We start from the raw sequence: 25325 nt of genomic DNA, 5'->3' as shown, positions 1-25325 counted from the left end.
GCTCCTAGCCTTCGCCGCGGGCGGCCTCGCCTGGCTGCAGCTCGACGACGAGCAGTCCGTCTTCAGCCAAGTCAGCTGCAAAATTGTGCGCGCTTTTCGCCGGAACATAAGCGATGACCGCGTTGGAGGTACCGGCATGCGCCGAGCGACCCGCAACGGCACCGCGAACCGTGACCAATTCGGCAAGTTTTTCTGCCGAATCCAAGCCGTAGATATTGGCCAAGGAAGACTGCGACTGCAACAGGATAGGGAAGAGCTCCGCGCCGCGGTGCGAGCGCAGGCAGCGCGCAAACTTTTCTACGCGCTCAGTTTCTTCCTCATAAAAGGCCATCCACTCCGTGGCGGCGCTGATGCTCGGGCGGCCTTCCTCGCCGTAGACCTTGTGCACGGCCTTGAGCCAGTCGAGGACGCGCTGTTGGGCGTCGGGAAGCAGGCGCAGCGAATCGGTGCCAAAGGAGTGGCAGGCATCATCGATAAAGCGCTGGCGCTGGCGGATATCGGCGATGGCCTTTTCCTCCTGCGCGGAAAAATCTTCGGGCACCGCTACCGCAAAGGCGGACATCTCGCGGCCCACCACATGTGGGGCGTGGGTGACAGAACCATCGGCATAGTCCATGATGCACACGCCCTCACCCGTGCTGCGCAGCGCAGCGCTGTGGCGTGCGCGCAGCGGCGGCCGCGCTGCGAAGGTAGAAACGGCCTGGGTGCAGACATCCGCCACCCGGGCCCTCAACGGTGCATCGAGGTCCGCATCCGCGCCCATGAGCGCTAGCGCCACCGCGACGTCCGCAGCGGCATCCGCGCCCAAACCCGTACTTTCTGGAATATCGGAGGCGATGGTGATATCCGCACCGGCCGTTTCCCGGGAGAGCAACTGACGATTAATCATCGTGTGGACAATGCCACCCACACGGGCCGCCAACCCACCTTGTGGTGCCGGCGGAATAACTGGCTGGCCTTCCGCATCCGTGGCGGGCTGTTGCGCCGTTGCCAGTTCTGCAAGCGCCTGCAGACTAATCGAGTCATGGGCAGTCTCGCCCTGAGCTGGGTGGAAATGTACGGCTACCACGCCGTCGGTGCGCGGGCTTACCGACGCTGCAGCGCGCAACTTTCCCACACACATGGCGACAATGCCGCCGAAGTGATCAATATGTTCACCAATGAGGGACCACGTTGCCGGCGCGCTGGCGGTATGCGTTGGAGCGCTGCCCGTGAGTTCGGTATGCGCTCGGGCGGCGCGCTCGGCTACGGGCTCTGCAGGCGTTGACCACAGTGGCATGGGTGCTAAAGCTCCTTTTCCAGGTTCTGGGACCAGTAGTCTTCGTTGCCCCACACACGCGGCGGTGCGTTTAAAGCAACGAACGCCCGCCACCAATGTGCGCGGTGGCGGGGAATACGACATGGAATCGTATAAAAAATGTGCTGCCCCACATTCTAGCGGGCATCAATGGGACAGCGTGGGTAGTGTGGGCACAAACCATATCAGCGGCAGCACTTAGCCGGTGCCGCTGATGCAACAACTGAGAGGATAGTTTCATGAGCGATGCAGACCAGAAGTGGTTCTTTGATCCCACCACTAAGGAAGTCAGCCAAGGCAAGACCTCTGGCTGGGAAAATCGGATGGGCCCGTATGACACCCGCGAAGAGGCAGAAAACGCCATCGGAATTGCCCAAGCCCGCAATGATGCGGCAGATGCCGCAGACGAAGAAGATGACTGGAAGTAACTAACTCCCAGCCATCTCTTTTAAAGCCGTGTTTCCCGGCGCCGACCCGGGGAGCGCGGCTACTTTAGTTTCTTGCGCAGCGGTTTAAACGCGGCCTTGATGTCTTTGAAAGACTCGGCGTAATCATCGAGAGCCTTCAGGCCAATGGTTCGCTCGCGCTGGTAGAGCAGGCCATAGCCAAAGGTATTCTCCCCACGACGGCGAGCGGACTCTGCCAACTCGAGCAGCTTATCGCGCGAGGTCACGGAATCCTGGAAGTCACCGAGCACCGACTGCATCTGCTTGCAGGCCTTGTAGAGGCGCTTGGTCTTGAGGTTGGTGGCAGAACCAGCTGCTTCAGCTGCATAGCGCAGCTTCTTTGCGGCCTTGCGCATATCGTGGAAATAATCCTCGCGCTCGTGCAGGGACAATTCCTGGTTATCCCAGTTCTCCACGGCCTTCTTATGGCGCTTGACCAGCTTGTTATAGGCCTTTTCAAGGTGCTGCGCCATCACGGTGTCCATGTCAGCGGACTTGTCCTTGGACTTCTTTTTCTCTGGCTTCTTTTCGGCCTTGTCCGCAGCAGGCGCGCTGTCCTCGCTGGAATCGGTAGGGGTAGCGGCGTCCCCTTCCACAGAGGACTGCTCCTCCGTCTCCTCCGCTTCGCTAGCTACCGGGGTGGACTCTTGTTGCTTATCGGCCGTTGGTGGATCAGCGAGAAGACGGTCCAGGGATTCCAGCAATTCGAGGTAACGCTCGGAATCCAGGGCTGCGATAACGCGGCGGTGCGCGCGGCGGTAGGCGTTGCCCATATCGTGCGCAATGTGCTCGCGGGTGGAGTCATCCAAGGTGTCAGAATCTTCGGACTCCAGCAGCTTCTGCCAGCGCTCTTCCACAACTTCCGCATCGCGAGCAACGCCCAAAATACCGGCAAGCTCCTTGAGATCGGCTTCAATCTTGTCGATTTCTGGGCCGACAACAATGCCGTGGAAGGTCTGTAGGTGGCTGCGCAGTTCGCGGGTGGCAACACGCATCTGGTGAACCGAGTCCCACTCATCGCGGCGCACGCGAGGGTCATAATCAACTAGCTTGTTGCGGTTGGCTTGGAGTGCGGTGATGACGGCCGCGGCAGGGGAGTCTGGGTCCACATCCGGCGATACCAGGGCTGGAGGCAGCGGTGCGTTGGCGTAGGAATCACCCAGGGCGGACTTCAGCTTGGATGGGGAGGAAGAAACGCGCGCACCGGCACCGATAAGCAAGGAAGTGGCACGGCGAATGAATTGCGTACCTTCCTCAGTGCCAGGAAGCTCACCGGCGAGCTCTACTTCCCACTCGCGCCACGACTGCTGCTGGCCACCTGGAAGGAAGGAAAAGGCGGTGACGTGGTCATCGCAGAATTCTGCTACCGGCTTATTATCGGCATCCGCTAGGACCATCTCGGTGCGCTTGTTGTCTACCTGCGCAATCGGGGTGAGTTCGTTGTGGCGGATAATGGAGCGAACCTGGTGGAGAAGTTCCTCAGGTACTTCGTAGCGGCCATCTACAGGTTCTCCCAGCTCGGCGTGGATTTCAGTGCGGCCAGCCTCGCTAGGAATCTTGATATGCCAGCCATCATCATTGCCACCGGTGCGGCGGCGGAGGGTGACCTTTGCGTGGGTAAGGCGGAGGTCTTCGGTGTCGTAGTAGATGGCAGAAAGCGCGTGGTGGCGCGTGTCTGCAACGTGGTCAACTCCCTCGAGGCGGGCCAGTTCAGGGAGCTGAGTGGACTCGGCTACGGAGAATTTCGCTTCAACTTCGAGAAAAGACTGTGTAGACATTCACGTACCTTTTACTTTCTAGACCAAATAAATCTCACCGGTGATCCTACCCGTTAAGCACTCGAGGCGGTGCCACTCCTCGCCCCCGTTCGCTAGCAGGGAACGGGAGAGAAGAATGGCCTTGAGCAGGGCAAAAATTACTGCGTAATTTCTGGAACCGAACCAATCCCGGAAGCATCACCGCCAAAGTGAGATTTATCGGCAGCGGCAATACCATCGTTGATGCCGTGCATGCTGGTCATGGAAAGCGACATTTCCGTCAGGTTGGGGAAGAGACGATTGCGGGTTTCGATGGCATGATCGGTGCGCGCCTGCAACGCCGGAAGGGTTTGGGTAGCTACAGTCTCTGCGTGGTGAGAGCAGTACTGGGACTCCCGCAGGTTATCTGCGATGCCATCCTCATTTGCTTGAGTGAGCAATTCACCGATGCGGGCGGCGTAAGAGAGCCGGAAGCTACGGCGATAGGCGGCGGTAGAGCCCGTAGCGCGGGCAATTTCTGCGCCGTCACCGTTGCGCATGAACCAATCGCATTGACGGTTGAGGGAGGCAAAAAGGTCGGCGCAATGGGCGGCGTCGGCAGGAGCGCCAATCACACAGGCCAAGCCCTTGTCATGAATAAGGAGAGTAGTGCATCCATTGGCGTCAGAGATAGTGCTTAATAGGGAAACCTGGTGCTTGATATACGGCGGGTGGATGTGCACGCGGTGGGAAATAAGATCAGGTAGCTCGGAGGTAAGGAGGTCCTCGATGCGATACTTCTGCTGCAGGGACTGCGCCTTAGAGATGAGAACCTCGGCCTCATGCTCAAAGCTGGTAGATTCCGCTTTTCGCAAAAGGCCTAGCACCTTTTCGCGGATCTTGCGTTGCTTATCGCTAAGCCCGTCCTCCCGCAAGGATTCGCCGGAGGCTAAAAGCTCGGTATCGCGCAGCCTCGGTAGGTGAATGAGCTCTTTAATAATGGCACGCAGCTTATCGCGTGGAATGAAATTCTCCTGCGGAGGGGCCATCTGGAGCCATGCTTTGCGCAGCGCAGGGGAGGTAATTCGCGCTGGCACATGGGGGCTTGCACGGTAAATAATGGGGTAGGCGTGCGGACCTAAGACGTGTTCTAGGTCCGCCGGCGCCCAGCCTTGTTGTGCGGCGGTGATGAGGCGTTCGATTACGTGAGCAGAAAGATCATCGCAGTGGGTGGTCATAAAGATTCGTCCTTTAAGAGGTGTACGTATGTTCGCTTGCCCACTTAGCAAAGCATGCGCGGAAGCTGGCTCCTGCCGGAAAAGCCCCCGCTGGCCACCCCCTAGATACTCTTGCGACCTGCGCATTTCGCCCTGGAAAAACTGTCGCATGAACTGCACATCCCTCGGGGGAGAGCCGGTAAGGTTTAAAGCATGAATAGCCAACACGAATTTGTCTTGCGCACCGTTGAGGAACGCGATATCCGCTTTATCCGCCTGTGGTTTACGGATATTTTGGGCGCCCTCAAATCCGTGGTCATGAGCCCGTCCGAGCTGGAATCGGCCTTTGAAGAAGGTGTTGGCTTTGATGGTTCTTCCGTAGAGGGCTTTTCTCGCATCTCTGAGTCTGACACTATCGCCCTGCCAGATCCCTCCACCTTTCAGATTCTGCCCTTTGATATGGATGAGCCGGACCTGCAATCGGCCCGCATGTTTTGCGATATCGCACAGCCAGACGGCCAGCCCTCCATGGTGGACCCGCGCCATATCCTGCGCCGCCAGGTCACCGAGGCCGCTAACGATGGGTTTACCTGCATGGCCTCACCAGAAATCGAGTTCTATCTCTTCGAGCGCGGCCGCGAACTCACCGACTTGGTGCCCACGGATAACGGCGGTTACTTCGACCAAGCAACGCACGATACCGCCCCGCTTTTCCGCAGGAAGGCGATGCTAGCGCTGGAATCGCTGGGAATCGCCACGGAGTTTAGCCACCACGAAACCGCGCCGGGCCAGCAAGAAATTGATCTGCGCCATGCGGACGTGCTCACCATGGCCGATAACATCATGACCTTCCGGCACGTGATCAAGCAGGTGGCCACCAACTCCAACGTGCGCGCCACCTTCATGCCTAAGCCCTTCGAACATTTACCGGGCTCTGGCATGCACACCCACTTGAGCCTTTTTGAAGGCCAATCCAATGCCTTCCACGATCCGGATGATGAATTCTCTTTGTCCCAGACCGGCCGCCAGTTCATCGCCGGCATCCTGGAGCACTCCACGGAGATGTCCGCGATTGTGAATCAGTGGACCAATTCTTATAAGCGCTTGATGTTCGGCAACGAGGCGCCGGGCGCAGCCACCTGGGGAGTATCGAATCGCTCCGCGCTGGTGCGCGTTCCCACCTACCGGCTTACCAAGGAAGAATCGCGCCGGGTAGAAATCCGCTCCATTGATGCCTCGATGAACCCCTACCTGGGCTATGCGGTGCTATTGGCAGCAGGCCTGCGAGGCATCCGCGAAGGCTACGAGCTCGATGATCCGGCCGAGGACGATGTCCACCAGCTCACTCGTCGCGAGCGCCGCGCGATGGGATATAAGGATCTACCCACCAGCCTGGATCAGGCCTTGCGAGAATTTGAAAAATCCGAGTTCATGGCAGAAGTCCTGGGCGAGCACGTCTTTGAGTTCTTCCTGCGCTCCAAGTGGGATGAGTGGCATCACTATCAGAGCCAAATCACCACCTTTGAACTGCGCAATAACCTGAACTTCTAGGAGAAAAATGCGTCCTGCTGCTGTGCCTTCACCGGCCACACTAGGTCTTACCCGCCCGCATGCTGCGCAGGATATTGAGCAGCTGGGATGGAAGAATCCGGAATCTGCGGATCTGTTGTGGACCCTCGCTGCCGTGGGCGACCCTGACCTGGCGCTCAATAACCTGATCCGCATCTATGAACAAGCCCCTGAGCTCGATGATGCCGTGCGTTCCAATGAAACTCTGCGCGTGCGCCTCTTCGCACTACTGGGGGCCTCGACCGCCTTTGGCGATCACCTCGCGGCGCACCCTGAGCTGTGGCGAGAACTAGAAAAACCCCTTCCGCAGTCTGAAGAGATGCTGCAAAGTTTGCTTGGTGCCGTCGATGCTCAGCCTGCGGACTTTGCTCACGACTTGGATCGGCCCGATCCGGCGCGCGAGGACCTGAGCGCGGCGGGCACTTACCGCGCCGGCGAGGGGGAGCATAAGCAGGCGCTGCGCACGACCTACCGCACTTTGATGATGCGCATTGCCGCCTGCGATGTGGCGGGCACCTTTCATTCACGCAAGGGCCAGACCAGGCTGCAGCCGGAGGTAGGGTTCCGCCAGATTACGGCGCTGACCACCGCGCTTGCCGACGCCGCCTTAACCGCCTCCCTTGCCTGCGCTGTGCGCACCATCTACGGTGATGACCCCTTGGATGCACAGCTGGCAGTCATGGCAATGGGCAAGTGTGGCGCAGGAGAGCTCAACTATATCTCCGATGTGGACGTCATCTTCGTTGGCAGCGAGGCAACCCCTAGGGCCACGCGGCTGGCGGCGGAGTTTAATCGCATTGGATCCACCACCTTTTTCGAGGTGGATGCGAACCTGCGACCCGAAGGAAAATCGGGAGCCTTGGTGCGCACCTTGGAATCCCACGTGGCCTACTACAAACGGTGGGCGGAGACGTGGGAATTTCAGGCGCTCCTTAAAGCGCGCGCTATGACGGGCTACCTCCCACTAGGCCAGGACTATTTGGACCAGATTCGCCCGATGGTGTGGACGGCGTCGCAGCGCGAGTCTTTTGTTGAGGACGTACAGGCCATGCGCCGCCGAGTGTTGGCCAATGTTCCCGCAGAGCTCAAGCACCGCGAGCTCAAGTTGGGCGTGGGCGGCCTGCGCGATATCGAATTTGCTGTCCAGCTCTTGCAATTGGTGCACGGACGCTCCGATGAGACGCTGCGAGCGCTTTCCACGGTGGAGGCGCTGGAGGCGCTGATTTCAGCGGGGTACGTCGGCCGCGAGGACGGCACCCAACTCATTGAAGCCTATGAATTTCTGCGCCTGCTCGAGCACCGCCTGCAATTGGAGCGCTTCCGCCGCACGCACACGCTTCCGGAAAAGGACGATGAAGAGGGGATGAAGTGGCTGGCGCGCATCGCCGGCTTTTATCCGCAGGGCACCAAGTCGGCGGCCGAGCGCATGCTGTCGCACCTGCGCCGAATCCGCCTGCGGATCTCCGAGCTGCACTCGCGCCTGTTTTACCGGCCGCTGCTTAATTCCGTGGTCACCATGTCCGCCGATGAGCTCAAGCTTTCGCCGGAGGCCGCCAAGCTGCAGCTGGCCGCGCTGGGTTATAACCACCCCGAGCGTGCATTCGAGCACCTGACTTCCCTGGCGGCGGGAACCTCGCGCAAGGCACGCATCCAAGCGATTTTGCTACCAACCTTGATGGAATGGCTGGCTGATACCGCAGACCCCGACATGGGCCTGTTGAACTATCGCAAACTCTCGGAGGCCGCGAACGATAGGTCGTGGTTCTTGCGCATGCTGCGCGATGAAGGAATTGTGGGCCAGCGGCTCATGCACATTCTGGGTACCTCGCCGTTTACCTCTGATCTGATTATTAGCGCGCCGGATTCGGTCAAGCAGCTTTCCGACGGCGCCACTGGCCCCAAATTGCTAGAAACCAAGCCCGAACAGGTTTCCAAGGCGCTGGTCAATTCCAGCAAGCGCCACGCCGACCCGGATAAAGCAGTGGCGGTGGCGCGCTCGTTGCGCCGAGTGGAGCTGGCCCGCATCGCCAGTGCGGATTTGCTGGGCTTTATGCCGGTCAAGCAGGTATGTCATGAGCTATCCACAATTTGGGATGCCGTCCTTGAGGCTGCACTTCGCGCCGAGGTGCGCGCGTGGCGCCTGGCTAACGAGGGCGCGGAGCCGCCAGCGCGCATCGCCGTCATTGGCATGGGCCGCTTGGGAGGCATGGAGCTGGGATTTGGCTCAGATGCGGACGTGCTTGTGGTGGCAGAACCTAGCGAACCGGCCGATGACTCTGGTGCGGAAGGGGAGGCTGTGAAGTGGGCTATCGGGATCGTCGATAAGCTTCGGCGCCGCCTGTCTAAGCCTTCGGGCGATCCGCCGCTGGACGTCGATTTGGGCCTGCGCCCAGAGGGCCGCTCTGGTGCGGTGGCGCGCACCATCTCCTCCTATGAGCGTTACTACCGCGAGTGGGGCGAGTCTTGGGAGCTGCAGGCTTTGTTGCGCGCGGCCTTCGTGGCTGGCGATAGGGAAGTAGGCGAGCGATTTATATCCATGGTAGATAGCTTCCGCTACCCAGAAGGCGGCGCGAGAGCCTCGACCATTCGCGATATCCGGCGCATGAAGGCGCGCGTGGACAATGAGCGCCTCCCACGCGGCGCGGACCGCAATACTCATACCAAGCTGGGGCGCGGTGCGCTCTCAGATATTGAATGGACTGTGCAGCTCCTGACCATGATGCATGCTCACGAGTATGCCCAGCTGCACGATCCGTCCACGCTGCGTGTGCTCGATGCCTTAGAGGAAAACGCAATCCTGTCTGCCGAGCAGGTCTCGGACCTGCGCGACGCCTGGCTTATGGCTACCGACGCCCGCAATGCACTGGTGCTCGTGCGCGGCAAGCGCGTGGACCAGTTGCCCGGGCCCGGCCCGCAGCTGGCCCAGGTGGCCGGTGCCGCTGGCTGGCCGCCGGAGGAGAACCAAGAGTTTCTAGAGAACTATCTGAAACTTACCCGCCATGCCCGGAAGGTTGTAGATGAGGTCTTTTGGGGCGAGGAGGAATCCTTCGAGCATTCTTAGAGTTAGCCTTGAAAGTCCCCGTTGTGCGCACCACGGCCTTACTTTTTGCACTTTTGGACTCTAAAGTGGGATGGGAATAAGAAAGGACTGGCTAGTTATGTCTTTTAAGCTGCAACTCGATGTGGACAACGCCACGGTAGGCGAATTATCCGCGCTGCTTTCTGCAGCGCGTGCTGCGGGCGTGCGCGACGGTGACGTCCTCCACCTTGACGGCACCACATTGACCATCGAGGTCTCCACGCCTCGGGAGGAAAAGCCAGTGCCGCCGCGCCCAGAATCAGCACCGCACAATTCTCGCCAGGCCCCTCGCTCGTGGGGGCGCGCCGACCGCATAGGGGAGGCCACCATCCGCTCCATCATCGACGCCCTCAATGATCGCGGCGAGAACCCTCGCGGCAATGACTACGGTTCCTTCGGCGATAGCGCTGGTTACCATGGCTAAAATCAGCGGAGTGTATCGACATAAGCTCATCTACCTGTGGGCCTTTGTAGCCGTGGCCGTCATCGTGGCCATCGCTGTCGGGGTGTGGGCAACCAACCGCGATAATCCCCCCAAGGGGACGAAGACGGTGGGCGAGGCCGTGGCCGGTGGCGTAGTTCAAGAAGACATGCCCGCACAGGTCAATGGTGACATCATGGCCGATGATTCCACCGACGCCAACCGCGTGACCTCCCTGGCGAAGGCGCTGGGCATCCCGCTCAATTCCGTCCCGCGGGATATTACCCAGACGGAAAACGGAAAATCCGATGTGCGCGTCTACCTCGAGCGCGAGCTCAACAGTGCGGTGGAGTCTGGTGACATCAGCGAATCTGACGAAAAGGCAGTCCTCGTCGCCTTTGAGCGGGGACTTGTGATGCCGGCTAGCGATGGCATCGTAGCCGAGAGCTACCCGGCAAACTAGCCATTTATTTCCTCGCGAACTGGGCGCGAAAATTCAGGCAACCCGCAGCTAAGCGGCATGGCGTTGGCAGTAACTCTTCCTAAGGTAAAACATCACAAATTGGTAACGGGCAAGGTGCTCGGGGCCAAAGCCTCTGGAGGAGACTATGACTTTCAAGACCACGCTGTCGACCGCGGTGGGAGTACTCGCCGCCATTGCCATCCCCATCACCGGCGGGGTAGGGGTGGCTTATGCCGTCAATACCGTGCCGGCCGATAACATCGCTCAATCAGTTCCGGCCGACGATTTGGGTGGCCACCTGAAAAACTTTGGCGCGGCGGCAGCGCAGGAAGATGCGCTGCGCGTACTCGATGAACTGAATTAACCTAGGGCCCATGCTGGTTGATGCCCTAAGCCTGAAGTTTAATCCTGATGACTACCGCGCCGAGCTGCCCATCTTCGACTATTTAGCTGATTTGGGCAGCTTCAAGCTGCGAAGCCCCGTCACCGTCTTTGTAGGAGAAAACGGCATTGGCAAATCGAGCTTGCTCGCTGGCGTAGCTAGTGATTTGGGCTGTTCACCTGCGGGCGGCCGCATGGATGACCCAGATGAAATCGTTCCTCGCAGCCCCATTCGCTGCGATACGGAGGAAGTGATCCAGCGTGCCTATTTCCTGCGCGCCGAAAAGCACGAGTACTTGATTGGACGTGGGGATTCAGCGGCCGAACGTGGTGGTCGTTCGACTCTTTCTCAGAACGTGGATTTGTCCCGCCGCTCGCACGGGCAATCCGTCTTTGACCTGCTCTATGAGCACATCAATGGCCAAGGTGTGTACATCCTTGATGAGCCAGAATCTGGGCTGTCCGTTATCCGCCAGCTGGCCCTGGTAGCGGAAATTGCCCAAGCGGTTGACCGCGGCGCACAGGTCATTATTGCCACGCACTCGCCGATTCTTCTGGCCTGCCCTGGTGCGGACATTGTGGAGCTCAACGATACTGGCTTTGAACGCATCGCCTTCGACGAAGCGGAAGCCGTGGCGGCTACCCGGGAGCTTTTGGCGGACCCTGAGGGAACCGTTCGCTTTATCCTCAACCCGGAGTAAATACCCGACGGTTTCTAGGAAACCTCCACGATGGTGACAGAAGGCCCGTCTTCGCCCGCGCGACGGCGAAGGAAGTGAGTGATGACCACACCAATCATGCCTACTACCCACACAGCTAGCACCGCAGCCGCGGCGGCAGTGAAATCCGGCATAGAATAATTGGGGGCGTCGGAGGAGTGGTCCAACACCATGCCAAAGAGCTGCGCGCCCAACATGCCGGAGGTAAATCCGCCCATGTTTCCCAAGCCCGTAGCTGTGGCCACCACGGAGCGGTCCATGCGTTCACGCACGATATCGAAGCCATAGTTGGCCGTTGGCGTGCAGAGCGCAGTAATGAAAGACACCACCAAAATGGCGGCCAAACCGCGCTCGGTGCCAAAGGCAAAGAACAGCAACCACGCAAGTACGTGAACCGCGACAAACCCGAGGCTAAGCCACGGGCGGACACGCTGCGCGCGGGAAGAAATTTTGCCGTGCAAGGGGCCGACGAAGACCAAGAATACCGCTAGCAAGGTGAGCACCAGGCTGGACTTGGCCTTGGATATCTCCATGCCCTGGGTCATCATGGGCATGCCCCAGAGCATGACAAAGACGATGAGCGGGAGCATGCCAATGTAGTGGATGAAGTAAGCCTGCCAGGCCACTGGGGAGCGGAATACCGTTTTCAAGCGGGCCGGGATGCTGGTGGCCTGCGAGTTGGGTGGTTCCTTCTCCGTGGGAATAATCCCCAACTTCTCTGGTGAGTCTGCCACCGCCACGATGGCGGCGATGGCTACCAGGATGCCTACCGCGCCAAGGGTGACGAAGGCAGCGGTCCATCCGGCCGCACCCAGCAACCATAGGAAGGGCACCGCGGAAATGAACTGACCCATCTGCCCTAACGACGACGTCACCTGGGTGAACATGGGGGTGCGGTGCAGCGGGAACCAATAGGGCAGGATGCGCATCACGGAGAGAAAGGCCGTGGCATCGCCTGCGCCGATGAGCACGCGCGCGGCAATGGCTACGCCATAGCTGGTGGTAAAGCCCAGGACCACCTGGCCCACACCCATAATGACCGCGCCGACCACGAGGAGGAGACGCGGGCCAAATTTATCAATCAAGATGCCGGTGGGGATTTGGGCTAGGGCATACACGCCCAACTGCACAGAGGTAAAGACCGCGATACGGCCGGCATCGACATCGAAGCGCTCAATGGCATCCAAACCGGCCACACCAAAAGAGGTACGGCCGGTAATCGCTACGAGGTAGACCGCCATGGCGGCTACCCAAATGCCTAAAGCCTGAGTGGTAATGACTTCTCTGGGATTCGGCTGCGACATGGCTGATACCTTACGCCTTAACTACTAAGATTCTTTTTGTGAAGTACATTTCGACCCGCGATACCGCTCGTCAGCCCGCATCTTTTGCAGATATTCTCCTCGGCGGGCTTGCCCCCGATGGCGGTTTATACCTGCCGGAGAGCTACCCACAGCTAGATTCCGCCACTTTAAATTCATGGCGCAGGCTCCTAGCGGATAAAGGCTACGCGGCACTTGCGGCCGAGGTACTTAAGCTTTTCATTGACGATATTCCAGCGCAAGACATCGAGGAAATCGCCGCCCGCGCCTATACCAGCCCCAAGTTTGCGGACCCGGAAATTGTTCCCGTCACCGAATTAGGCGAGGGCCTTTTCATCGGCCATCTATCCGAAGGGCCAACTGCGGCATTTAAGGACATGGCCATGCAGCTTTTGGGTGAGCTCTTTGAGTATGAGCTCGCCCGCCGCGGTGAGACCCTCAATATTTTGGGCGCCACCTCCGGCGATACGGGGTCCTCTGCAGAGTATGCGATGCGCGGGCGCCACGGGATTCGCGTCTTTATGCTCACCCCGGCCGGCCGAATGACGGCCTTCCAGCAGGCGCAGATGTTTGGGCTGGATGACCCGAATATCTTCAACATCGCTCTAGATGGCGTTTTCGATGATTGCCAGGATGTGGTCAAGGCGGTATCGGGAGATGCTGACTTTAAGGCCGCCTACCGCATTGGCGCGGTCAATTCCATTAACTGGGCACGGCTGATGGCCCAGGTGGTCTACTACATCTCCTGCTGGCTCAAGGTCACCGAAACCGCCGATCAGAAAGTTTCCTTTAGCGTTCCCACCGGTAACTTTGGCGATATCTGTGCCGGCCACATCGCTCGCCAGATGGGCCTTCCCATTGATCGTCTTATCGTGGCTACCAATGAAAATGATGTGCTGGATGAGTTCTTCCGCACCGGAAACTACCGGCCGCGTCCAGCCGCAGAGACCATGGCAACCTCTTCGCCGTCCATGGATATCTCGCGCGCCTCGAATTTTGAGCGCTTTGCGTTCGACTTGCTCGGCCGCGATGCAGCCGAAACCGCGGAACTATTCGGCACCAAGGTGAAAGAGGGCGGCTTTAGCCTCGACCACGACAAGATTGCTGCTGCCCGCGAGGACTATGGTTTCCTGTCCGGTTCCTCCAGCCATGCCGATCGCCTAGCCACCATCAAGGACGTACACGAGCGCTTTGATTACCTGGCGGATCCGCACACGGCCGACGGCATCAAGGTGGCTCGTGGCGCACAGCGCGAGGGGGTAAAGACTCCAATCGTGTGTCTGGAGACCGCGCTGCCGGTGAAGTTTGCCGAGACCATCACAGAAGCCATCGGCTCTGCCCCTGAGCCGCCCGAGCGCTTTGCCGGCATCCTCGATACTGAGCGGCACGTCAAGGACTTGCCCAATAATGCCGCGGCGGTCAAGGATTACATCACCACGTCGATTCAGAAAACGGAGGTTTAGACCATGGCCCTAGAAAATTTTGCCGGCCCAGAACACTACACCGAGTTTGATCCGGAAAAGTTCATCCGCGATCTCAAAGCCCAGGCGGAGATGGATGCGGAAGAGCAGAACAAGGACAATGCCGGTGATGCGGGCGCGGAGAGCAACTAGCGTCTTTGTAGCGTGCACGGCCGCGTTCCTTGCGGCCTGCAGCCCGGTGCGGGGTGGGGAAGAACCAAGTTTCTCCGCCCTGTCTTATAAAAACCTCATTCCCAATGAGTCCTATTCCCCGGCCACGGCGCCGCTCGCTCCGGGCACCGCCTTGGATCTCTCCGGCGATGAACCGCGGCCGGGTGCCTACTTCAACTACCAGTCTTGTACCGCGGCATGGTCATTTACGCTTGCCGACGCCCGCACGATCGCCGTTACCGCTTCCCATTGCGGCAAACCCGGCGATAAGGTCTGGGCCGGAACCGCCGACGGCGACTTTAGCTACCCCGCCGAACCTATCGGCGAGGTCATCTACTCTGATTTCTATTCCGACGACAGCCACGACCTCGATGTGGCCTTTATCGAGGTAACCGGCAAGGCTGAGTACTATGTCCCCGGGGCGGTAGACAATAGCGTTGCCACCTCCCTGGCTCACCTGCCACATCAGGTGTGCAAGCTTGGCCGCGTGACCGATGAGACCTGCGGCACGCTTTCCCATGATGCAGTGATGGCGCAGCTGAACTCGGAGGGACTCCAGCGTGATTCGCTCGCCGCTAGGGCGCGCGTATGCAGCACCAATGGCGACTCCGGTGGTCCGGTGTATGGCGAAGTAGAAGGAAAACAAACCATCGTGGGCGTGGTTTCCGGAACGACGCAGCACCTCGAAGAAGGCCACACCTGCCAAACCACGTCAACGGACATGGAGCTGTCTTTCACGCTGGCCACCGATATTCAGCTTCTAGCTAAAGAGGTCTTGGGCCCCATGGGCTAAGTGCGCCGCACTGGTCTACGCTAGGTGGCATGCCGACTCCAGATTTTATTGTTCAGCTGCGCGAAAAGATTGGCCATGATCAGATCTTTGTGCCGGCTTGCAGCGCCATCATCATCCGCGATGTGCCGGCAGACGCCGCGCTGTGGGAAGTCCCTTCCGTGCTCCTAGTAAAGCGTTCCGATAACGGTACGTGGACCCCGGTGGAAGGAATCTGCGAGCCAGGCGAGGAAATTACTACCACCGCGCTGCGAGAAGTCAAAGAGGAAGTCGGCCTCGACGCCAAGGTGGAAGCGCTATTGGGCGTGGGGCAGTCCGGGCCAGTGACCTACCCCAACGGTGATGAGTGCACCTTTATGGGAACCGCGCTGCGCGTATCAGTAGCCGATGGCGCAGAGCCGGTCATTAGCGATGAAGAAAATACCGAGGCAGGGTGGTTCTCCGTGGCAAAGCTCCCCGATAGCGTCTCCCGCCGCCACCGCCTCATGATTGCCGACGCCGTAGCGCAGATGAAGCATCCCCGCGGCTTTGCCCCACGCATGGGCTGGATGAAGCGCAGCGAACGACCGGGACTGTAGGGTTAGTCTTCTGCGGCGTCGGCAAGCAGCCCGCTCAATTGCTGCGGATTCTGGGCGGCGATGAGTTCTTGTGCAATGCCATCGCGCGCATCGGCAATGTCGTCTTTGCTGCCGCAGGAAATCACGGTATCGCTGATAGTAAGCAAGAGCTTGCCGCGCCGGGCTAGGTCATAAAAGAGCGGGTAGTCTTCTTCGTCCCAGCGCCAGGCAGTGGCGTAGAAGTCCCGCGCGCCTGTGCCAAGCCACGACGTCTCCAAGAGCAGGTGGCCGCGGCGCAGGAAGATTCCGTCTCGCTGCAGGCCAGCGAGTACGTCCCTCACCGCAGGCAGGTTCGCGCGATACCAAGCGATGAAGGTGATAGGGGAGCTATTATGCATCAGCGGCGCCGGCGACGATTACCATCTGCGCGGCCGCCGGAATAGGCGCGCACGGAATTCTCGCCGCCCTCGGGACCCAAGTCATCGATGCCCCAGGAATCTTCCGCATAGATTGCGTATTCCCTGCTCCAGTGCTCGCGCCGCGGTCGCTCCTCACGCCTGCGGCGGCGTGTGCGGCGCTTTCCTCGTTCGAAGCTGGCGTCTCGCATAGTGGCTGCGCCTCCTTGCTACCTTTTGGGCCCAGTCTTAATGAGTGGCTCTTCAGGGCCGGTTTCCTTCCTTCCCTCCCACACCCAGCTAAGGAAGCGGGTGGAGCACAGCATCCAGTGGGCGGTGAGGAGGACGGGGATGGTGAGCGCAATGGCGTCGATAAGCTCGGAGCCATTGACCAATGCCAGCTGGTGGCCGCCCATGCTCACAGTTCCTGGCGGGAAGGTGCAGGACCACCACGCCGGGGAGTACGGAACCCACCGTGCCACATTGGGATAGAAGGTAAACATCGCGTAGATGGACAGCGGAATGGCGATAATAAGCGCCGTAACGCCGTAATAGACGGATACCGGGCCAGGGAAGAGAATCTGCATTGCCGTGGTGGACTGGCCCACCACGCCTAACGGGACCCATGCGGTGGCCGATTTCGCGCCCGTGAAATCCACCTTGCCGTGCCATGCCGCCCAGTACACGCGGGCGAAGGTGGGCACCGCCGTCACCAGGGACATGAAGAAAAATACCGTACCCATCACGTGGTAGAGCGGGCCGTAATCATTAGCTAGCCAACCGGAAACGGAAGCCGAAATCATAGGGCCGACCAGCGGCAGGCCCCAGGTGAACTTCGGCTCGCCATCAAAGCGCGTGAGCTGGATAGCCCACGTAATAACCGTAACCGGGCCACCGATCCAAAAGCCCACGAGGCGGAATGTAGGGATATCCGTCAGACCGGAAAGCGCGGCACCGAGCGCCAAGATTCCGATGAAAAACATCGACCACTCCGCCATAGTGGTGCGCTCAAAGCTGGGGTGGCGGTAGCGCAAGAAGCCCGCGGTGAGAACGACAAAGATGACGCACGCGATGGCGGCAAAAATGCCGGCCAGGATCATCATGCCTTCTTCCACGAGCAGGCGCGAGACGATGGAGGTGCCCATGAGGCTGCCTCCCCACGCGGGGCCAGGGGCTGGGAGTTGGCGGAATCTATTAGTCACACCCACATGTTAATTTCTTTCGGTCGGGTTATCAGAATTTTGGTGTCGTTTTTGCTGGTGAGAACTCTCGCTTAGAGCCCTTTTAGGGGCGGGGGTCAATCCCACATAAATGTGTGTCTGGGGTCGCAAGAAAAGGGCTGGAGAGTGTCCGATTCTTTGTGTGCGGAGGCTTGGTTTACAAGTAATCCGCGAATCGGTTGGGGTAAGCCACGGCTAGTTGGTTGATGGCTTGTTTCCACCCGGTGGCTTTCGCTCCTTCAATATAGCCGTTGCACTCAATGTTGCGCTTTGCTTTCTTCGCTCGCTGGGCGGCGCGCTTGTCTTCGATGTTGCAGATCATCAGCCACAGCGTCTTTAGTGCGGCTGTATCGTTCGGGAATTGGCCCCGGTTACGGGTAGCTTTACGCAGTTCGGCGTTGAGCGATTCGATCGAGTTGGTGGTGTAGAGCACCCGGCGTGCCGCCGGTGGGAACTGCAGAAACGGTACGAACCGCTCCCAGGCGTCGCGCCAGACTTTGACCGACTGGGGGTATTTCCGGCCAAGTTCACTGGCCTCGAAAGCATCCAGGCTGGCACGTGCGGTGTCCTCGTTAGCGGCTGTGTAGACCTCACGCAGCGCGCGGGAGACTGCTTTGCGGTCCTGGTAGGACACCCATCGGTTCGCAGCTCGAATCAGGTGCACGATACAGGTCTGCACCATGGAATTCGGCCAGGTTGCCTCCACGGCTTCTGGCAGGCCTTTGAGCCCGTCACAGCACACGATGAACACGTCTTGGACACCGCGGTTGGCCAGATCTGCGCACACCGATGCCCAGAATGCGGCGCCTTCATTTTCAGCGATCCACAATCCCAGGATGTGTTTGATGCCGTCCATGTCGACACCAACCGCCATGTAGCAAGCCTTGTTGACCACGCGGTGGTCGTCACGGATCTTCACGCGTAGGGCGTCGAGGAAGATCACCGGGTAAAACTCGTCGAGCTGGCGGTTTTGCCAGATCATGACCTCTTCCAAGACCGCATCGGTAATGGTGCTGATCGTATCCGGGCTCATATCCACCCCAAGGGTGGTTGCGAGATGGTGCTGAATATCGCGCACTGTCATCCCGCCGGCGTAGAGCGAGATAATCATGTCGTCGAGCTCTGTGAGCCGACGTGCACCCTTGGGCACCATCCGGGGAGTAAACGTGCCGGCCCGTTCCCTGGGCACGGTCACCTCAACTGCGCCGTAGCCAGAATTGACGGTCTTGGTGTACGACCCGTTACGGTGATTATTCTCCTGTGTGGTTTCGACCTGGGATTTCGCTTTGCGGTCGGAATGGCCGTAGCCCAAGTGCGCATCCATCTCCGCCTTAAGACCAGCGTTGATCGATGCTTGCAGCAGGCCTTTGACCAGCTCGCTTGCATCATCAGCGGAGCTCGACAACTCGCTGATCAAGCTGGCGATTTCAGAATTTTCCATCAGCTTCTCGCTGATCTCGTTGACCCTCGCCGGGTCATGGTTTTTCTTCGGTGACACCGTAGTCATTATCGGTGAAACTCCTTCTAGATCAGAGCCTCACACACAAACTTCCTGACACCCTCAAGGGCTGGAATACCGTTGCGTGTTCATACAGCGAGGAGGCTATGAATGATGAGGATTCGCTATACCTTGGTGGAAAGCCGGATTTCGTTCGACCAGCTTCATATACTCATCCAAAAATCCATCCCACGAATTAGTAAGAAAGAGAAAGTTATCAAGGGCTACAATTACTGCCAGTAGTGAGTTCTCGCCATAATTTTGACCTAGAACTTTCACAGCACGCCGCTTCGTAGCATTGGATACTGCAGGTTGGTCCAAAACGAAACTATTCCATAGCCGAGCTGAGTGAGCGCACTTATTTCTCACGAATGTAAAAGAGCGCAATTGGCGCGCTAAATATTGTTTCTTTACGCCAAGAATGGAACAAGTCGTTGCGTAAACTTGGTTGTCGTCGTTTCGGAAGCTTATTGCTTTCGACAACGTACCAAAGGACAGAGCCTCGACGGCCACCCAAATTGGCACATCGTAAACCCACCTTTCAGTATCGGACCCTGAGTCCTTTTGGTATTTGTGGAGATATGGCTCCTTAGACCGCTTGAGCTCACTGATAATTAGATCGCGTGTGGGCCGCATGGCCGGACTTGGTGGGCGCCGGTACGCAGTGGGCTGAAGATACTTCTCATAAGGAGAATGGATTTCACCTTCGCTGAGCGCAAAGGCCGTCCTGGCAGCAAGCTCTGCTTCTTGGAGCCCGCGGAGAAGGAAAGAACGAAGTTCGATGTCCAACCGGTAGATTTTAACTATTTCATCCCACTGGGTGCCAGGAAAGAATTTGGCTTCGTCACCGGCTATGTCTTCTTGGAAGTACCGCATGTAGCCCGAAAAGCGGTAATAATTTTGGCGCTCAAGGAAATCTTTAGCAGATTTTTCGGAAGGAAGGATTAACCCACGGCGTTGAATTAAACTAACTTGTTCTTCAATGCTAAGGAACTTCTTCCTGCGGTTCATTGCCTCAGAATAGCAAAGCCCCCCTCTCATATTGAGCTGTTCCTATGGGAAGCTTGGAGGGGGTATCGATTGACTAAAGTATAGCTCAAAATGCGCAATCTTAGTAATCATTTGCGCAAGGTTTTGCTCAAGTGCCATGCATTTGAAAACGCTGCGATAGTCAAACAACAAGGAGTGGGGCACCGCCAAGAACCGAGGGCGCTTGTCAATGTTGGGTGCAAAATTTCTGAAGCCAAAGTGCACATAGATCTGCAAAGCCCCCAATCGGCACTCAGCAATTTGGGAGCCTAGGAAGGCGGAAAGCCGGTGGCGAGAGGGGGCGTCGGCTAGCGCAGCTCTAGCAGTCGTAGTACATCTCAAATTCCTGCGGGGTCGGGCGCAGGCGAACGGGGTTGATCTCGTTTTCGTACTTGTAGTTGATGTAGGTCTCGATGAGATCCTCGGTGAAGACATCGCCTTCGGTGAGGAAGTCCATGTCCTCCTGCAGGGCCTTGAGGGAAGCCTCGAGGGAGGTTGGTGCCTGTGGGATGGACTCAGCCTCTGCTGGCGGCAGCTCGTAGAGGTCCTTATCAACTGGAGCGTGCGGCTCGATGCGGTTCTTTACGCCGTCGATGCCGGCCATCATCATGGCGGCAAAGCCCAGGTAGGGGTTGCCGGATGGGTCCGGTGCGCGGAACTCGATGCGCTTGGCCTTCGGGTTGGAACCGGTAATCGGGATACGGATAGCGGCCGAGCGGTTGCGCTGGGAGTACACCAGGTTAATCGGGGCCTCGAAGCCCGGCACCAGGCGGTGGTAGGAGTTCAGCGTCGGGTTGGTGAACGCGAGAACGGCACCAGCGTGGTGGAGGATGCCGCCGATGTAGTAGCGGGCGATATCGGAAAGCCCTGCGTAGCCAGCCTCGTCGTGGAAGAGAGGCTTGCCGTCCTTCCACAGGGACATGTGGGCGTGCATACCGGAACCATTATCGCCGGCCAGCGGCTTGGGCATGAAAGTTGCGGTCTTGCCCCACTGTGCCGCAGTCTGCTTAATCACGTATTTGAAAGTCTGGATGTCATCGCCCGCGTGCAACATGGAGTTGAAGCGGTAGTTGATCTCATTCTGGCCGGCGCCGACCTCGTGGTGGAAGCGCTCGATTTGGAAGCCAACCTTTTGCAGGTTCTCTACCATGGCATCGCGCACCTCACCGTGCTTGTCATACGGCGCGGTGGGGAAGTAGCCGCCCTTCATGCGCGTCTTGTAGCCGGTGTTCGGGGTGCCGTCGAAGTTGGTTTCCTTATCGCGGTTCCACCAACCTTCATCGGTATCGACCTCATAGAAACCGTGGTGGGCATCGGTGGCGTAGCGCACGGAGTCAAAGAGGTAGAACTCGGCCTCAGCGCCAAAGTTGCAGGTATCGGCAATGCCGGTGGACTGCAGGTACTCTTCCGCCTTGCGCGCGATGTTGCGCGGGTCGCGGGAGAAAGGTTCAAAGGTAAATGGGTCGTGGACGAAGAATTTGATATTCAGGGTCTTGGTCGTGCGGAACGGATCGATATGCGCGGTGGCCGGATCCGGCAGCAGGGTCATATCGGACTCATCGATGGTGGTGAATCCGCGGATAGAGGAGCCGTCGAAGGCAAGGCCATTTTCGGCATCTTCTACGGTGAACTCATCTGCTGGGATGGAAAAGTGGTGCTCGGTGCCTGGGACGTCCGTAAAGCGGATATCGACGAACTTTACGTCCTCGTCCTTAATGAATTGGACGATGTCCTGCACTGTCTCGAAAGACACGTTTGTCTCCTCGTTGTTGACCGGTGAATTGTCTCTCTATAGCCTACTAGGTTCCCACCGTTGGCATCGCGATTCCCCTCGTTTCACATCTCACTTTGTGCCCGCTAGATTGGTGAGCATGGCAGATAAGCGTACGTGGCTCGACGGGCCGAATATTCCGGGCGAATACGATGACATGGAAGGCCCCGGCCGCTGGCCAGGTGAAAAGCTCGGCCTTCCGGAGTCCGGGCCGGGGTCACTGGCCCCGGTTGGCCGCCGCGCCGGCGCCGTGGCCATTGACTGGATCGTGTGCATGCTCATTGCCAACCTGATCCACATGTTCACCACGGAACTTGGGGGCGTGGCTTTCTTGGGCTACGCCCTGTGGGTCATCATGGGCATCGTGTGTGGTTGGCTCTTTGCCCGCACCCCCGGCATGCTGCTGTTGGGTATGGGCGTGGCGCGACTCGATGTCCCCGGTGCCCGCGTGGGCCTTTGGCGCGCGGCGCTGCGCACAGTGCTCACCGGTGTGCTGTTCCCAGCGGCCATGGTTGATGCGGATGGACGCGGAATGCATGACCGCGCCACCGGCACGATCGTTATTCGCTCTTAAGTTTTTCCGCTGCGCTCCCATAAGGACTGCTCTTTGTTAAGATACAGCTTTTAGATGTGGTCGATTTAGCGGCAGGAGAAGGGGCACGACTATGCGGATAAAGGTCTTAGCCATAATTGGGGTGGTCTTAATAGCAATCTCCGTCGGCGTTGGCTGGCCTTATTGGATTACGCAGGGCTTAGCTATTGTGGTCTTAGCGCTGCTTGTTACGGCCAGAATGGAAAAATAGTCTCGGCTGTTAAACACCACGGGTTTGGGATATAAAAAGTCCCTGCGGCACCATGCACGGTGCAGCAGGGATTAGCTTTAGGCGCTTATTTATTCTTTTTGCGCTGCTGGGCGCGGCGCATGCGGCGGTTCATGCCGGCCATGTTCTGCGCCTGGTGGGGCATTGGGCCCTTGGGCATGCCCGGGGTGGTACCCGGCATGGAGTCCATGGCCTCGATGCGGCGGATGTTGTCGTAGGTTTCGTTCTTATTGAAGTTGCGCGGCAGCTTCATGACCTTATTGCGCAGCTTGGATACGGGAACCTCGTCCTCGCCGTTGCCTACGAAAATCTCGTAGACAGGAACGCCGCCGGCGATCTTGTCCACGCGCTTCTTAAGCTGGTTCAAGGTGGGGCGTACGCGGTTCCTATTGCCCTCGCAAACGAAGATGACGCCGGCGTTGCCGATGACGCGGTGGATAAGATCCTGCTGGCGGGTGGCGGCCACACCGGTCTTTACGGACCACACGATGCCCACGGTATTACGGAGCTGCTGCTCCAGCGCCCAGCCTGCAGCACCTGGCTGGTCTTCCACGCGCTTGTACATATCGCGCTCAAGGCGGCGGGTGAAGAGGAACATAGCGAGCAGCGCGCCGATGCCCAAACCGAGGATGAGCATGAACCACTCGCCGCTAAAAAGCATGCCAATGAGGAAGAAGAGCAAGCCCATGCCCAGGAAGGCACCCAGCATGATGGGGATAAGCGCCTTATCCTGCTTGCGCTGCATGTTGAATGCTTGCCACATTTGGGACCAGGTTTGCTTACGCTGCTGGCGCTTGGCCGCGCGTTCTTGCTTCTTTGCAGCCTTTAGTGCTGCCTTGTCATCTTTCGCCATGGCTCCTACTTTAAAGGTCAACGGGCATAAATGTTAAAACGGCCCACGCGAAAAGCGCAGGCCGTTATGAAAACGTTCGGTTTAGCGGATGGTGGCCGCCGCCGAATTCGCATTAGCCGGGGTCTTGGCCATGCGGGTGGTCACTGGAGTCTCTTCCGAGGGGCCGTACTTCTCCAGCAGGGTGGAGGCCTCTTGGGCGGTGGCACCCTGGGAGGTCTCGGCCAGGTGCTTGAGGTTTTCCGGCAGCTCGAAGCCGCGCTTTTCCATGGCCTGCACGTAGAGGCGGCCGGCGCGGTAGGACGAGCGCACCAGCGGGCCGGACATGACGCCGCCGAAGCCGAGCTCCTTGGCCAGCTTGGAGTGGGCGACGAATTCCTCTGGGCGCACCCAGCGCTCAATCGGGTGGAAGCGCGGGCCGGGGCGCAGGTATTGGGTGATGGTGATGATATCGCAGCCAGCAGAGCGCAGGTCACGCAATGCTTCCTCGACCTCATCCTCGGTCTCGCCCATGCCCAAAATCAGGTTGGACTTGGTAATCAGGCCATAGTCGTGGGCCTGGCGGATAACGTCCAGGGAGCGCTCGTAGCGGAAGGCCGGGCGGATGCGCTTAAAGATGCGCGGCACGGTTTCCAGGTTGTGGGCAAAGACCTCCGGCTTGGCCTCAAAGACCTCTTCCAAAAGGTCCGGCTTGCCGGAGAAATCCGGGGTGAGGTTTTCCACGCCGGTATGGGGGTTAAGCTCGTGAATCTTGCGCACGACCTCCGCGTAGAGCCATGCGCCCTCATCCGGAAGATCGTCGCGGGTAACGCCGGTAATGGTGGTGTAGTTAAGGTCCATTTCCCGGATATTTTCGGCCACGCGGCGCGGCTCGTCGCGGTCGAGTTCTTCCGGCTTGCCGGTGGCAATATCGCAGAAGTCGCAGCGGCGGGTGCACTTATCGCCACCGATAAGGAACGTAGCCTCGCGGGATTCCCAGCACTCGTGGATATTCGGGCAGCCTGCCTCCTGGCACACGGTGTGCAGGGAAGCGCCGGCCACGCGGGACTTCATGTCCTCGTAACCCGGGCCGGTGCGGACCTGGTTGCGAATCCAGCGTGGCTTTTGTTCGATGGGTGACTCCGCATTCTTCTTTTCAATGCGGAGCATCTTGCGTCCTTCAGGCTTTACAGTCACAAAAACTCACTTTATCGGTTGATGGTGGTGATGGCTAATAGCTCTTCTAGGTATATGTCGCCGCAGTCACATCCTATTCCGCGCCAGCCCCGAACGAGGGCTACTGCTGCGCTTGCCGACGCCTCTCCCGTGCCCTTTCATTAGCCAGCTTCGTGGGATCCGGGGCTGAGCCGAAGGTGTGGTCGGCAACGATGAGGCGGCCCGAGAGGGCGTCGTCCAGCGCTTGCAACAGCGGCTGGGTGGCATCCTCGAGGCTGACTGGGTGGCCCAGTTCTAGGGACAGGGTGGTCACGTCGGCGTCATCGATGCCACAGGCCACGATGTGGTCGTAATAGTCCAGCGTATTGCAGCAATTGAGCGCCAAGCCGTGCATGGTCACCCCGCGGGTAATGCGGATGCCGAGCGCGGCAATCTTGCGATCGCGTTTCGGCGCGGATGGATCCTTGGCCTGGGTGGTGGAGGGGACCCATACGCCCGAGCGGCCATCGATGCGCCCAGCGGTGGTCACGCCCATCTGGCGGACCGTCTGGATGGTGGCTTCCTCTAGGCGGCGGACATAGTCGACGACGTCGACAGGCTCAGCCAGCTTGATGATGGGATAGATGACCAGCTGGCCCTCGCCGTGCCAGGTGATGCGCCCGCCGCGGTCCACGGTGATAACGGGCAGGCCATTATCCGGCATATCCTCTGGCTGGGTGCGCTTGCCGGCGGTATAGATATTGGGGTGCTCGACTACAAGCACCACGTCGCCCTGCTCGCCCTTGGCGCGGGCGGCCGCTACCTCGGCCTGGTAATCCCACGCCTCCTGGTAGTCCATCCGGCCCAAGAAACGGACCTCTAGTGGTTTATCGGAGGCGCGGATGGAGCGCTCGGCGGGGAAGAAAGGATCGCGTGGTGCAGTCATAGCCTCAAAGTTTCCTCTGGTACGGCGGGCAAA

25 protein-coding genes are annotated in these 25325 nt (G+C 58.9%); 12 read left to right on the top strand and 13 right to left on the bottom strand.

The window, feature by feature from the left end; all coding sequences use genetic code 11:
* Positions 1 to 4: 4 nt before the first annotated feature.
* Positions 5 to 1279, bottom strand: a complete 1275-nt coding sequence (locus MHY13_RS04955; RefSeq protein WP_239281613.1) for a galactokinase family protein — start codon at positions 1277 to 1279, stop codon at positions 5 to 7.
* A gap of 257 nt (positions 1280 to 1536) precedes the next feature.
* Between MHY13_RS04955 and MHY13_RS04950 the strand changes: the two genes are divergently transcribed.
* Positions 1537 to 1725, top strand: coding sequence for a hypothetical protein (locus MHY13_RS04950; RefSeq protein ID WP_204611356.1), 189 nt, complete (start codon positions 1537 to 1539; stop codon positions 1723 to 1725).
* Positions 1726 to 1784: 59 nt separating this feature from the next.
* Here MHY13_RS04950 and MHY13_RS04945 read toward each other — a convergent pair whose 3' ends face one another.
* Together MHY13_RS04945 and MHY13_RS04940 are read right to left on the bottom strand one after the other, a co-directional pair.
* On the bottom strand, positions 1785 to 3521 hold the full coding sequence (locus MHY13_RS04945; RefSeq protein WP_204611357.1) for a CYTH and CHAD domain-containing protein: 1737 nt from the start codon (positions 3519 to 3521) through the stop codon (positions 1785 to 1787).
* 137 nt (positions 3522 to 3658) lie between these two features.
* Positions 3659 to 4717: a DUF2786 domain-containing protein gene (locus tag MHY13_RS04940; protein WP_239281602.1), complete on the bottom strand. Its 1059-nt coding sequence runs from the start codon at positions 4715 to 4717 to the stop codon at positions 3659 to 3661.
* A 192-nt stretch (positions 4718 to 4909) separates the two neighbouring features.
* Between MHY13_RS04940 and MHY13_RS04935 the strand changes: the two genes are divergently transcribed.
* The 6 genes from MHY13_RS04935 (at position 4910) to MHY13_RS04910 (ending at position 11310) form a co-directional block, all read left to right on the top strand.
* Positions 4910 to 6247, top strand: a complete 1338-nt coding sequence (locus tag MHY13_RS04935) for a glutamine synthetase family protein (RefSeq protein ID WP_150850861.1) — start codon at positions 4910 to 4912, stop codon at positions 6245 to 6247.
* 7 nt (positions 6248 to 6254) lie between these two features.
* Positions 6255 to 9326 (top strand): bifunctional [glutamine synthetase] adenylyltransferase/[glutamine synthetase]-adenylyl-L-tyrosine phosphorylase, encoded by a 3072-nt coding sequence (locus tag MHY13_RS04930; protein WP_239281600.1) that lies wholly within the window; start codon positions 6255 to 6257, stop codon positions 9324 to 9326.
* A gap of 97 nt (positions 9327 to 9423) precedes the next feature.
* On the top strand, positions 9424 to 9768 hold the full coding sequence (locus MHY13_RS04925; RefSeq protein ID WP_204611362.1) for a hypothetical protein: 345 nt from the start codon (positions 9424 to 9426) through the stop codon (positions 9766 to 9768).
* Positions 9769 to 9778: 10 nt separating this feature from the next.
* Positions 9779 to 10228 carry a hypothetical protein gene (locus MHY13_RS04920; protein ID WP_239281598.1) on the top strand — a complete coding sequence of 150 codons (450 nt, stop codon included), beginning with the start codon at positions 9779 to 9781 and terminating at the stop codon, positions 10226 to 10228.
* A 145-nt stretch (positions 10229 to 10373) separates the two neighbouring features.
* Entirely contained in the window at positions 10374 to 10592 is a 219-nt protein-coding gene (locus tag MHY13_RS04915) for a hypothetical protein (RefSeq protein WP_239281596.1), read from the top strand.
* Between the two features lie 10 nt (positions 10593 to 10602).
* Positions 10603 to 11310 carry an AAA family ATPase gene (locus MHY13_RS04910; RefSeq protein WP_239281594.1) on the top strand — a complete coding sequence of 236 codons (708 nt, stop codon included), beginning with the start codon at positions 10603 to 10605 and terminating at the stop codon, positions 11308 to 11310.
* Between the two features lie 14 nt (positions 11311 to 11324).
* Here MHY13_RS04910 and MHY13_RS04905 read toward each other — a convergent pair whose 3' ends face one another.
* On the bottom strand, positions 11325 to 12632 hold the full coding sequence (locus MHY13_RS04905) for a nitrate/nitrite transporter (protein ID WP_239281584.1): 1308 nt from the start codon (positions 12630 to 12632) through the stop codon (positions 11325 to 11327).
* A 38-nt stretch (positions 12633 to 12670) separates the two neighbouring features.
* Between MHY13_RS04905 and thrC the strand changes: the two genes are divergently transcribed.
* The 4 genes from thrC to MHY13_RS04885 are packed head-to-tail and all read left to right on the top strand — an operon-like array spanning position 12671 to position 15649.
* Positions 12671 to 14113 carry a threonine synthase gene (thrC, locus tag MHY13_RS04900; protein ID WP_239281582.1) on the top strand — a complete coding sequence of 481 codons (1443 nt, stop codon included), beginning with the start codon at positions 12671 to 12673 and terminating at the stop codon, positions 14111 to 14113.
* Between the two features lie 3 nt (positions 14114 to 14116).
* Positions 14117 to 14263 carry a hypothetical protein gene (locus tag MHY13_RS04895; protein ID WP_239281580.1) on the top strand — a complete coding sequence of 49 codons (147 nt, stop codon included), beginning with the start codon at positions 14117 to 14119 and terminating at the stop codon, positions 14261 to 14263.
* Entirely contained in the window at positions 14241 to 15074 is an 834-nt protein-coding gene (locus tag MHY13_RS04890) for a trypsin-like serine protease (protein WP_239281578.1), read from the top strand. Before MHY13_RS04895 ends, MHY13_RS04890 begins: the two co-directional genes overlap by 23 nt.
* Before the next feature lie 29 nt (positions 15075 to 15103).
* The gene (locus MHY13_RS04885; protein ID WP_005324414.1) at positions 15104 to 15649 is read left to right on the top strand and encodes an NUDIX domain-containing protein; all 546 of its coding nucleotides are present in this window, start codon (positions 15104 to 15106) and stop codon (positions 15647 to 15649) included.
* A gap of 2 nt (positions 15650 to 15651) precedes the next feature.
* On the opposite strand, the gene MHY13_RS04880 is transcribed toward MHY13_RS04885, so the two are convergent.
* From MHY13_RS04880 to glnA, 6 genes are all read right to left on the bottom strand, one after another.
* Positions 15652 to 16026, bottom strand: a complete 375-nt coding sequence (locus MHY13_RS04880) for a hypothetical protein (RefSeq protein WP_239281569.1) — start codon at positions 16024 to 16026, stop codon at positions 15652 to 15654.
* Entirely contained in the window at positions 16026 to 16235 is a 210-nt protein-coding gene (locus MHY13_RS04875; protein WP_204608270.1) for a hypothetical protein, read from the bottom strand. The genes MHY13_RS04880 and MHY13_RS04875 overlap by 1 nt, the downstream gene beginning before the upstream one ends.
* 18 nt (positions 16236 to 16253) lie before the next feature.
* Positions 16254 to 17225 carry a TDT family transporter gene (locus MHY13_RS04870; protein WP_367398072.1) on the bottom strand — a complete coding sequence of 324 codons (972 nt, stop codon included), beginning with the start codon at positions 17223 to 17225 and terminating at the stop codon, positions 16254 to 16256.
* A 175-nt stretch (positions 17226 to 17400) separates the two neighbouring features.
* Positions 17401 to 18750, bottom strand: coding sequence for an IS256 family transposase (locus MHY13_RS04865; protein ID WP_239281560.1), 1350 nt, complete (start codon positions 18748 to 18750; stop codon positions 17401 to 17403).
* Between the two features lie 96 nt (positions 18751 to 18846).
* Positions 18847 to 19752: an Abi family protein gene (locus MHY13_RS04860; RefSeq protein WP_239281558.1), complete on the bottom strand. Its 906-nt coding sequence runs from the start codon at positions 19750 to 19752 to the stop codon at positions 18847 to 18849.
* 337 nt (positions 19753 to 20089) lie between these two features.
* Positions 20090 to 21523 carry a type I glutamate--ammonia ligase gene (glnA, locus tag MHY13_RS04855; protein WP_239234833.1) on the bottom strand — a complete coding sequence of 478 codons (1434 nt, stop codon included), beginning with the start codon at positions 21521 to 21523 and terminating at the stop codon, positions 20090 to 20092.
* A 118-nt stretch (positions 21524 to 21641) separates the two neighbouring features.
* Here glnA and MHY13_RS04850 point away from each other — a divergent pair, with 118 nt between their 5' ends.
* Positions 21642 to 22115, top strand: coding sequence for an RDD family protein (locus MHY13_RS04850; protein ID WP_049377713.1), 474 nt, complete (start codon positions 21642 to 21644; stop codon positions 22113 to 22115).
* Positions 22116 to 22429: 314 nt separating this feature from the next.
* On the opposite strand, the gene MHY13_RS04845 is transcribed toward MHY13_RS04850, so the two are convergent.
* The 3 genes from MHY13_RS04845 to lipB form a co-directional block, all read right to left on the bottom strand.
* Positions 22430 to 23215: a DUF4191 domain-containing protein gene (locus MHY13_RS04845; protein WP_239281556.1), complete on the bottom strand. Its 786-nt coding sequence runs from the start codon at positions 23213 to 23215 to the stop codon at positions 22430 to 22432.
* Between the two features lie 81 nt (positions 23216 to 23296).
* The gene (lipA, locus tag MHY13_RS04840) at positions 23297 to 24361 is read right to left on the bottom strand and encodes a lipoyl synthase (RefSeq protein WP_005327094.1); all 1065 of its coding nucleotides are present in this window, start codon (positions 24359 to 24361) and stop codon (positions 23297 to 23299) included.
* Positions 24362 to 24488: 127 nt separating this feature from the next.
* On the bottom strand, positions 24489 to 25292 hold the full coding sequence (gene lipB, locus MHY13_RS04835) for a lipoyl(octanoyl) transferase LipB (RefSeq protein WP_239281554.1): 804 nt from the start codon (positions 25290 to 25292) through the stop codon (positions 24489 to 24491).
* Positions 25293 to 25325 lie beyond the last annotated feature (33 nt).

The sequence above is a fragment of the Corynebacterium sp. ACRPE genome (genome assembly GCF_022347435.1).
GTDB lineage: Bacteria > Actinomycetota > Actinomycetes > Mycobacteriales > Mycobacteriaceae > Corynebacterium > Corynebacterium tuberculostearicum_D.
The sequence above is the reverse complement of the archived record's forward strand: the minus strand, read 5'-3'. Positions and strand labels throughout refer to the sequence as shown.

What these genes read in the sequence shown, in the direction of transcription:
- MHY13_RS04955 (WP_239281613.1), bottom strand. Translation starts at nt 1,279, where the DNA reads ATGCCACTGTGGTCAACGCCTGCAGAGCCCGTAGCCGAGCGCGCCGCC.
- MHY13_RS04950 (WP_204611356.1), top strand. Translation starts at nt 1,537, where the DNA reads ATGAGCGATGCAGACCAGAAGTGGTTCTTTGATCCCACCACTAAGGAA.
- MHY13_RS04945 (WP_204611357.1), bottom strand. Translation starts at nt 3,521, where the DNA reads ATGTCTACACAGTCTTTTCTCGAAGTTGAAGCGAAATTCTCCGTAGCC.
- MHY13_RS04940 (WP_239281602.1), bottom strand. Translation starts at nt 4,717, where the DNA reads ATGACCACCCACTGCGATGATCTTTCTGCTCACGTAATCGAACGCCTC.
- MHY13_RS04935 (WP_150850861.1), top strand. Translation starts at nt 4,910, where the DNA reads ATGAATAGCCAACACGAATTTGTCTTGCGCACCGTTGAGGAACGCGAT.
- MHY13_RS04930 (WP_239281600.1), top strand. Translation starts at nt 6,255, where the DNA reads ATGCGTCCTGCTGCTGTGCCTTCACCGGCCACACTAGGTCTTACCCGC.
- MHY13_RS04925 (WP_204611362.1), top strand. Translation starts at nt 9,424, where the DNA reads ATGTCTTTTAAGCTGCAACTCGATGTGGACAACGCCACGGTAGGCGAA.
- MHY13_RS04915 (WP_239281596.1), top strand. Translation starts at nt 10,374, where the DNA reads ATGACTTTCAAGACCACGCTGTCGACCGCGGTGGGAGTACTCGCCGCC.
- MHY13_RS04910 (WP_239281594.1), top strand. Translation starts at nt 10,603, where the DNA reads ATGCTGGTTGATGCCCTAAGCCTGAAGTTTAATCCTGATGACTACCGC.
- MHY13_RS04905 (WP_239281584.1), bottom strand. Translation starts at nt 12,632, where the DNA reads ATGTCGCAGCCGAATCCCAGAGAAGTCATTACCACTCAGGCTTTAGGC.
- MHY13_RS04895 (WP_239281580.1), top strand. Translation starts at nt 14,117, where the DNA reads ATGGCCCTAGAAAATTTTGCCGGCCCAGAACACTACACCGAGTTTGAT.
- MHY13_RS04890 (WP_239281578.1), top strand. Translation starts at nt 14,241, where the DNA reads ATGCGGGCGCGGAGAGCAACTAGCGTCTTTGTAGCGTGCACGGCCGCG.
- MHY13_RS04885 (WP_005324414.1), top strand. Translation starts at nt 15,104, where the DNA reads ATGCCGACTCCAGATTTTATTGTTCAGCTGCGCGAAAAGATTGGCCAT.
- MHY13_RS04880 (WP_239281569.1), bottom strand. Translation starts at nt 16,026, where the DNA reads ATGCATAATAGCTCCCCTATCACCTTCATCGCTTGGTATCGCGCGAAC.
- MHY13_RS04875 (WP_204608270.1), bottom strand. Translation starts at nt 16,235, where the DNA reads ATGCGAGACGCCAGCTTCGAACGAGGAAAGCGCCGCACACGCCGCCGC.
- MHY13_RS04865 (WP_239281560.1), bottom strand. Translation starts at nt 18,750, where the DNA reads ATGACTACGGTGTCACCGAAGAAAAACCATGACCCGGCGAGGGTCAAC.
- MHY13_RS04860 (WP_239281558.1), bottom strand. Translation starts at nt 19,752, where the DNA reads ATGAACCGCAGGAAGAAGTTCCTTAGCATTGAAGAACAAGTTAGTTTA.
- MHY13_RS04850 (WP_049377713.1), top strand. Translation starts at nt 21,642, where the DNA reads ATGGCAGATAAGCGTACGTGGCTCGACGGGCCGAATATTCCGGGCGAA.
- MHY13_RS04845 (WP_239281556.1), bottom strand. Translation starts at nt 23,215, where the DNA reads ATGGCGAAAGATGACAAGGCAGCACTAAAGGCTGCAAAGAAGCAAGAA.
- lipA (WP_005327094.1), bottom strand. Translation starts at nt 24,361, where the DNA reads ATGCTCCGCATTGAAAAGAAGAATGCGGAGTCACCCATCGAACAAAAG.
- lipB (WP_239281554.1), bottom strand. Translation starts at nt 25,292, where the DNA reads ATGACTGCACCACGCGATCCTTTCTTCCCCGCCGAGCGCTCCATCCGC.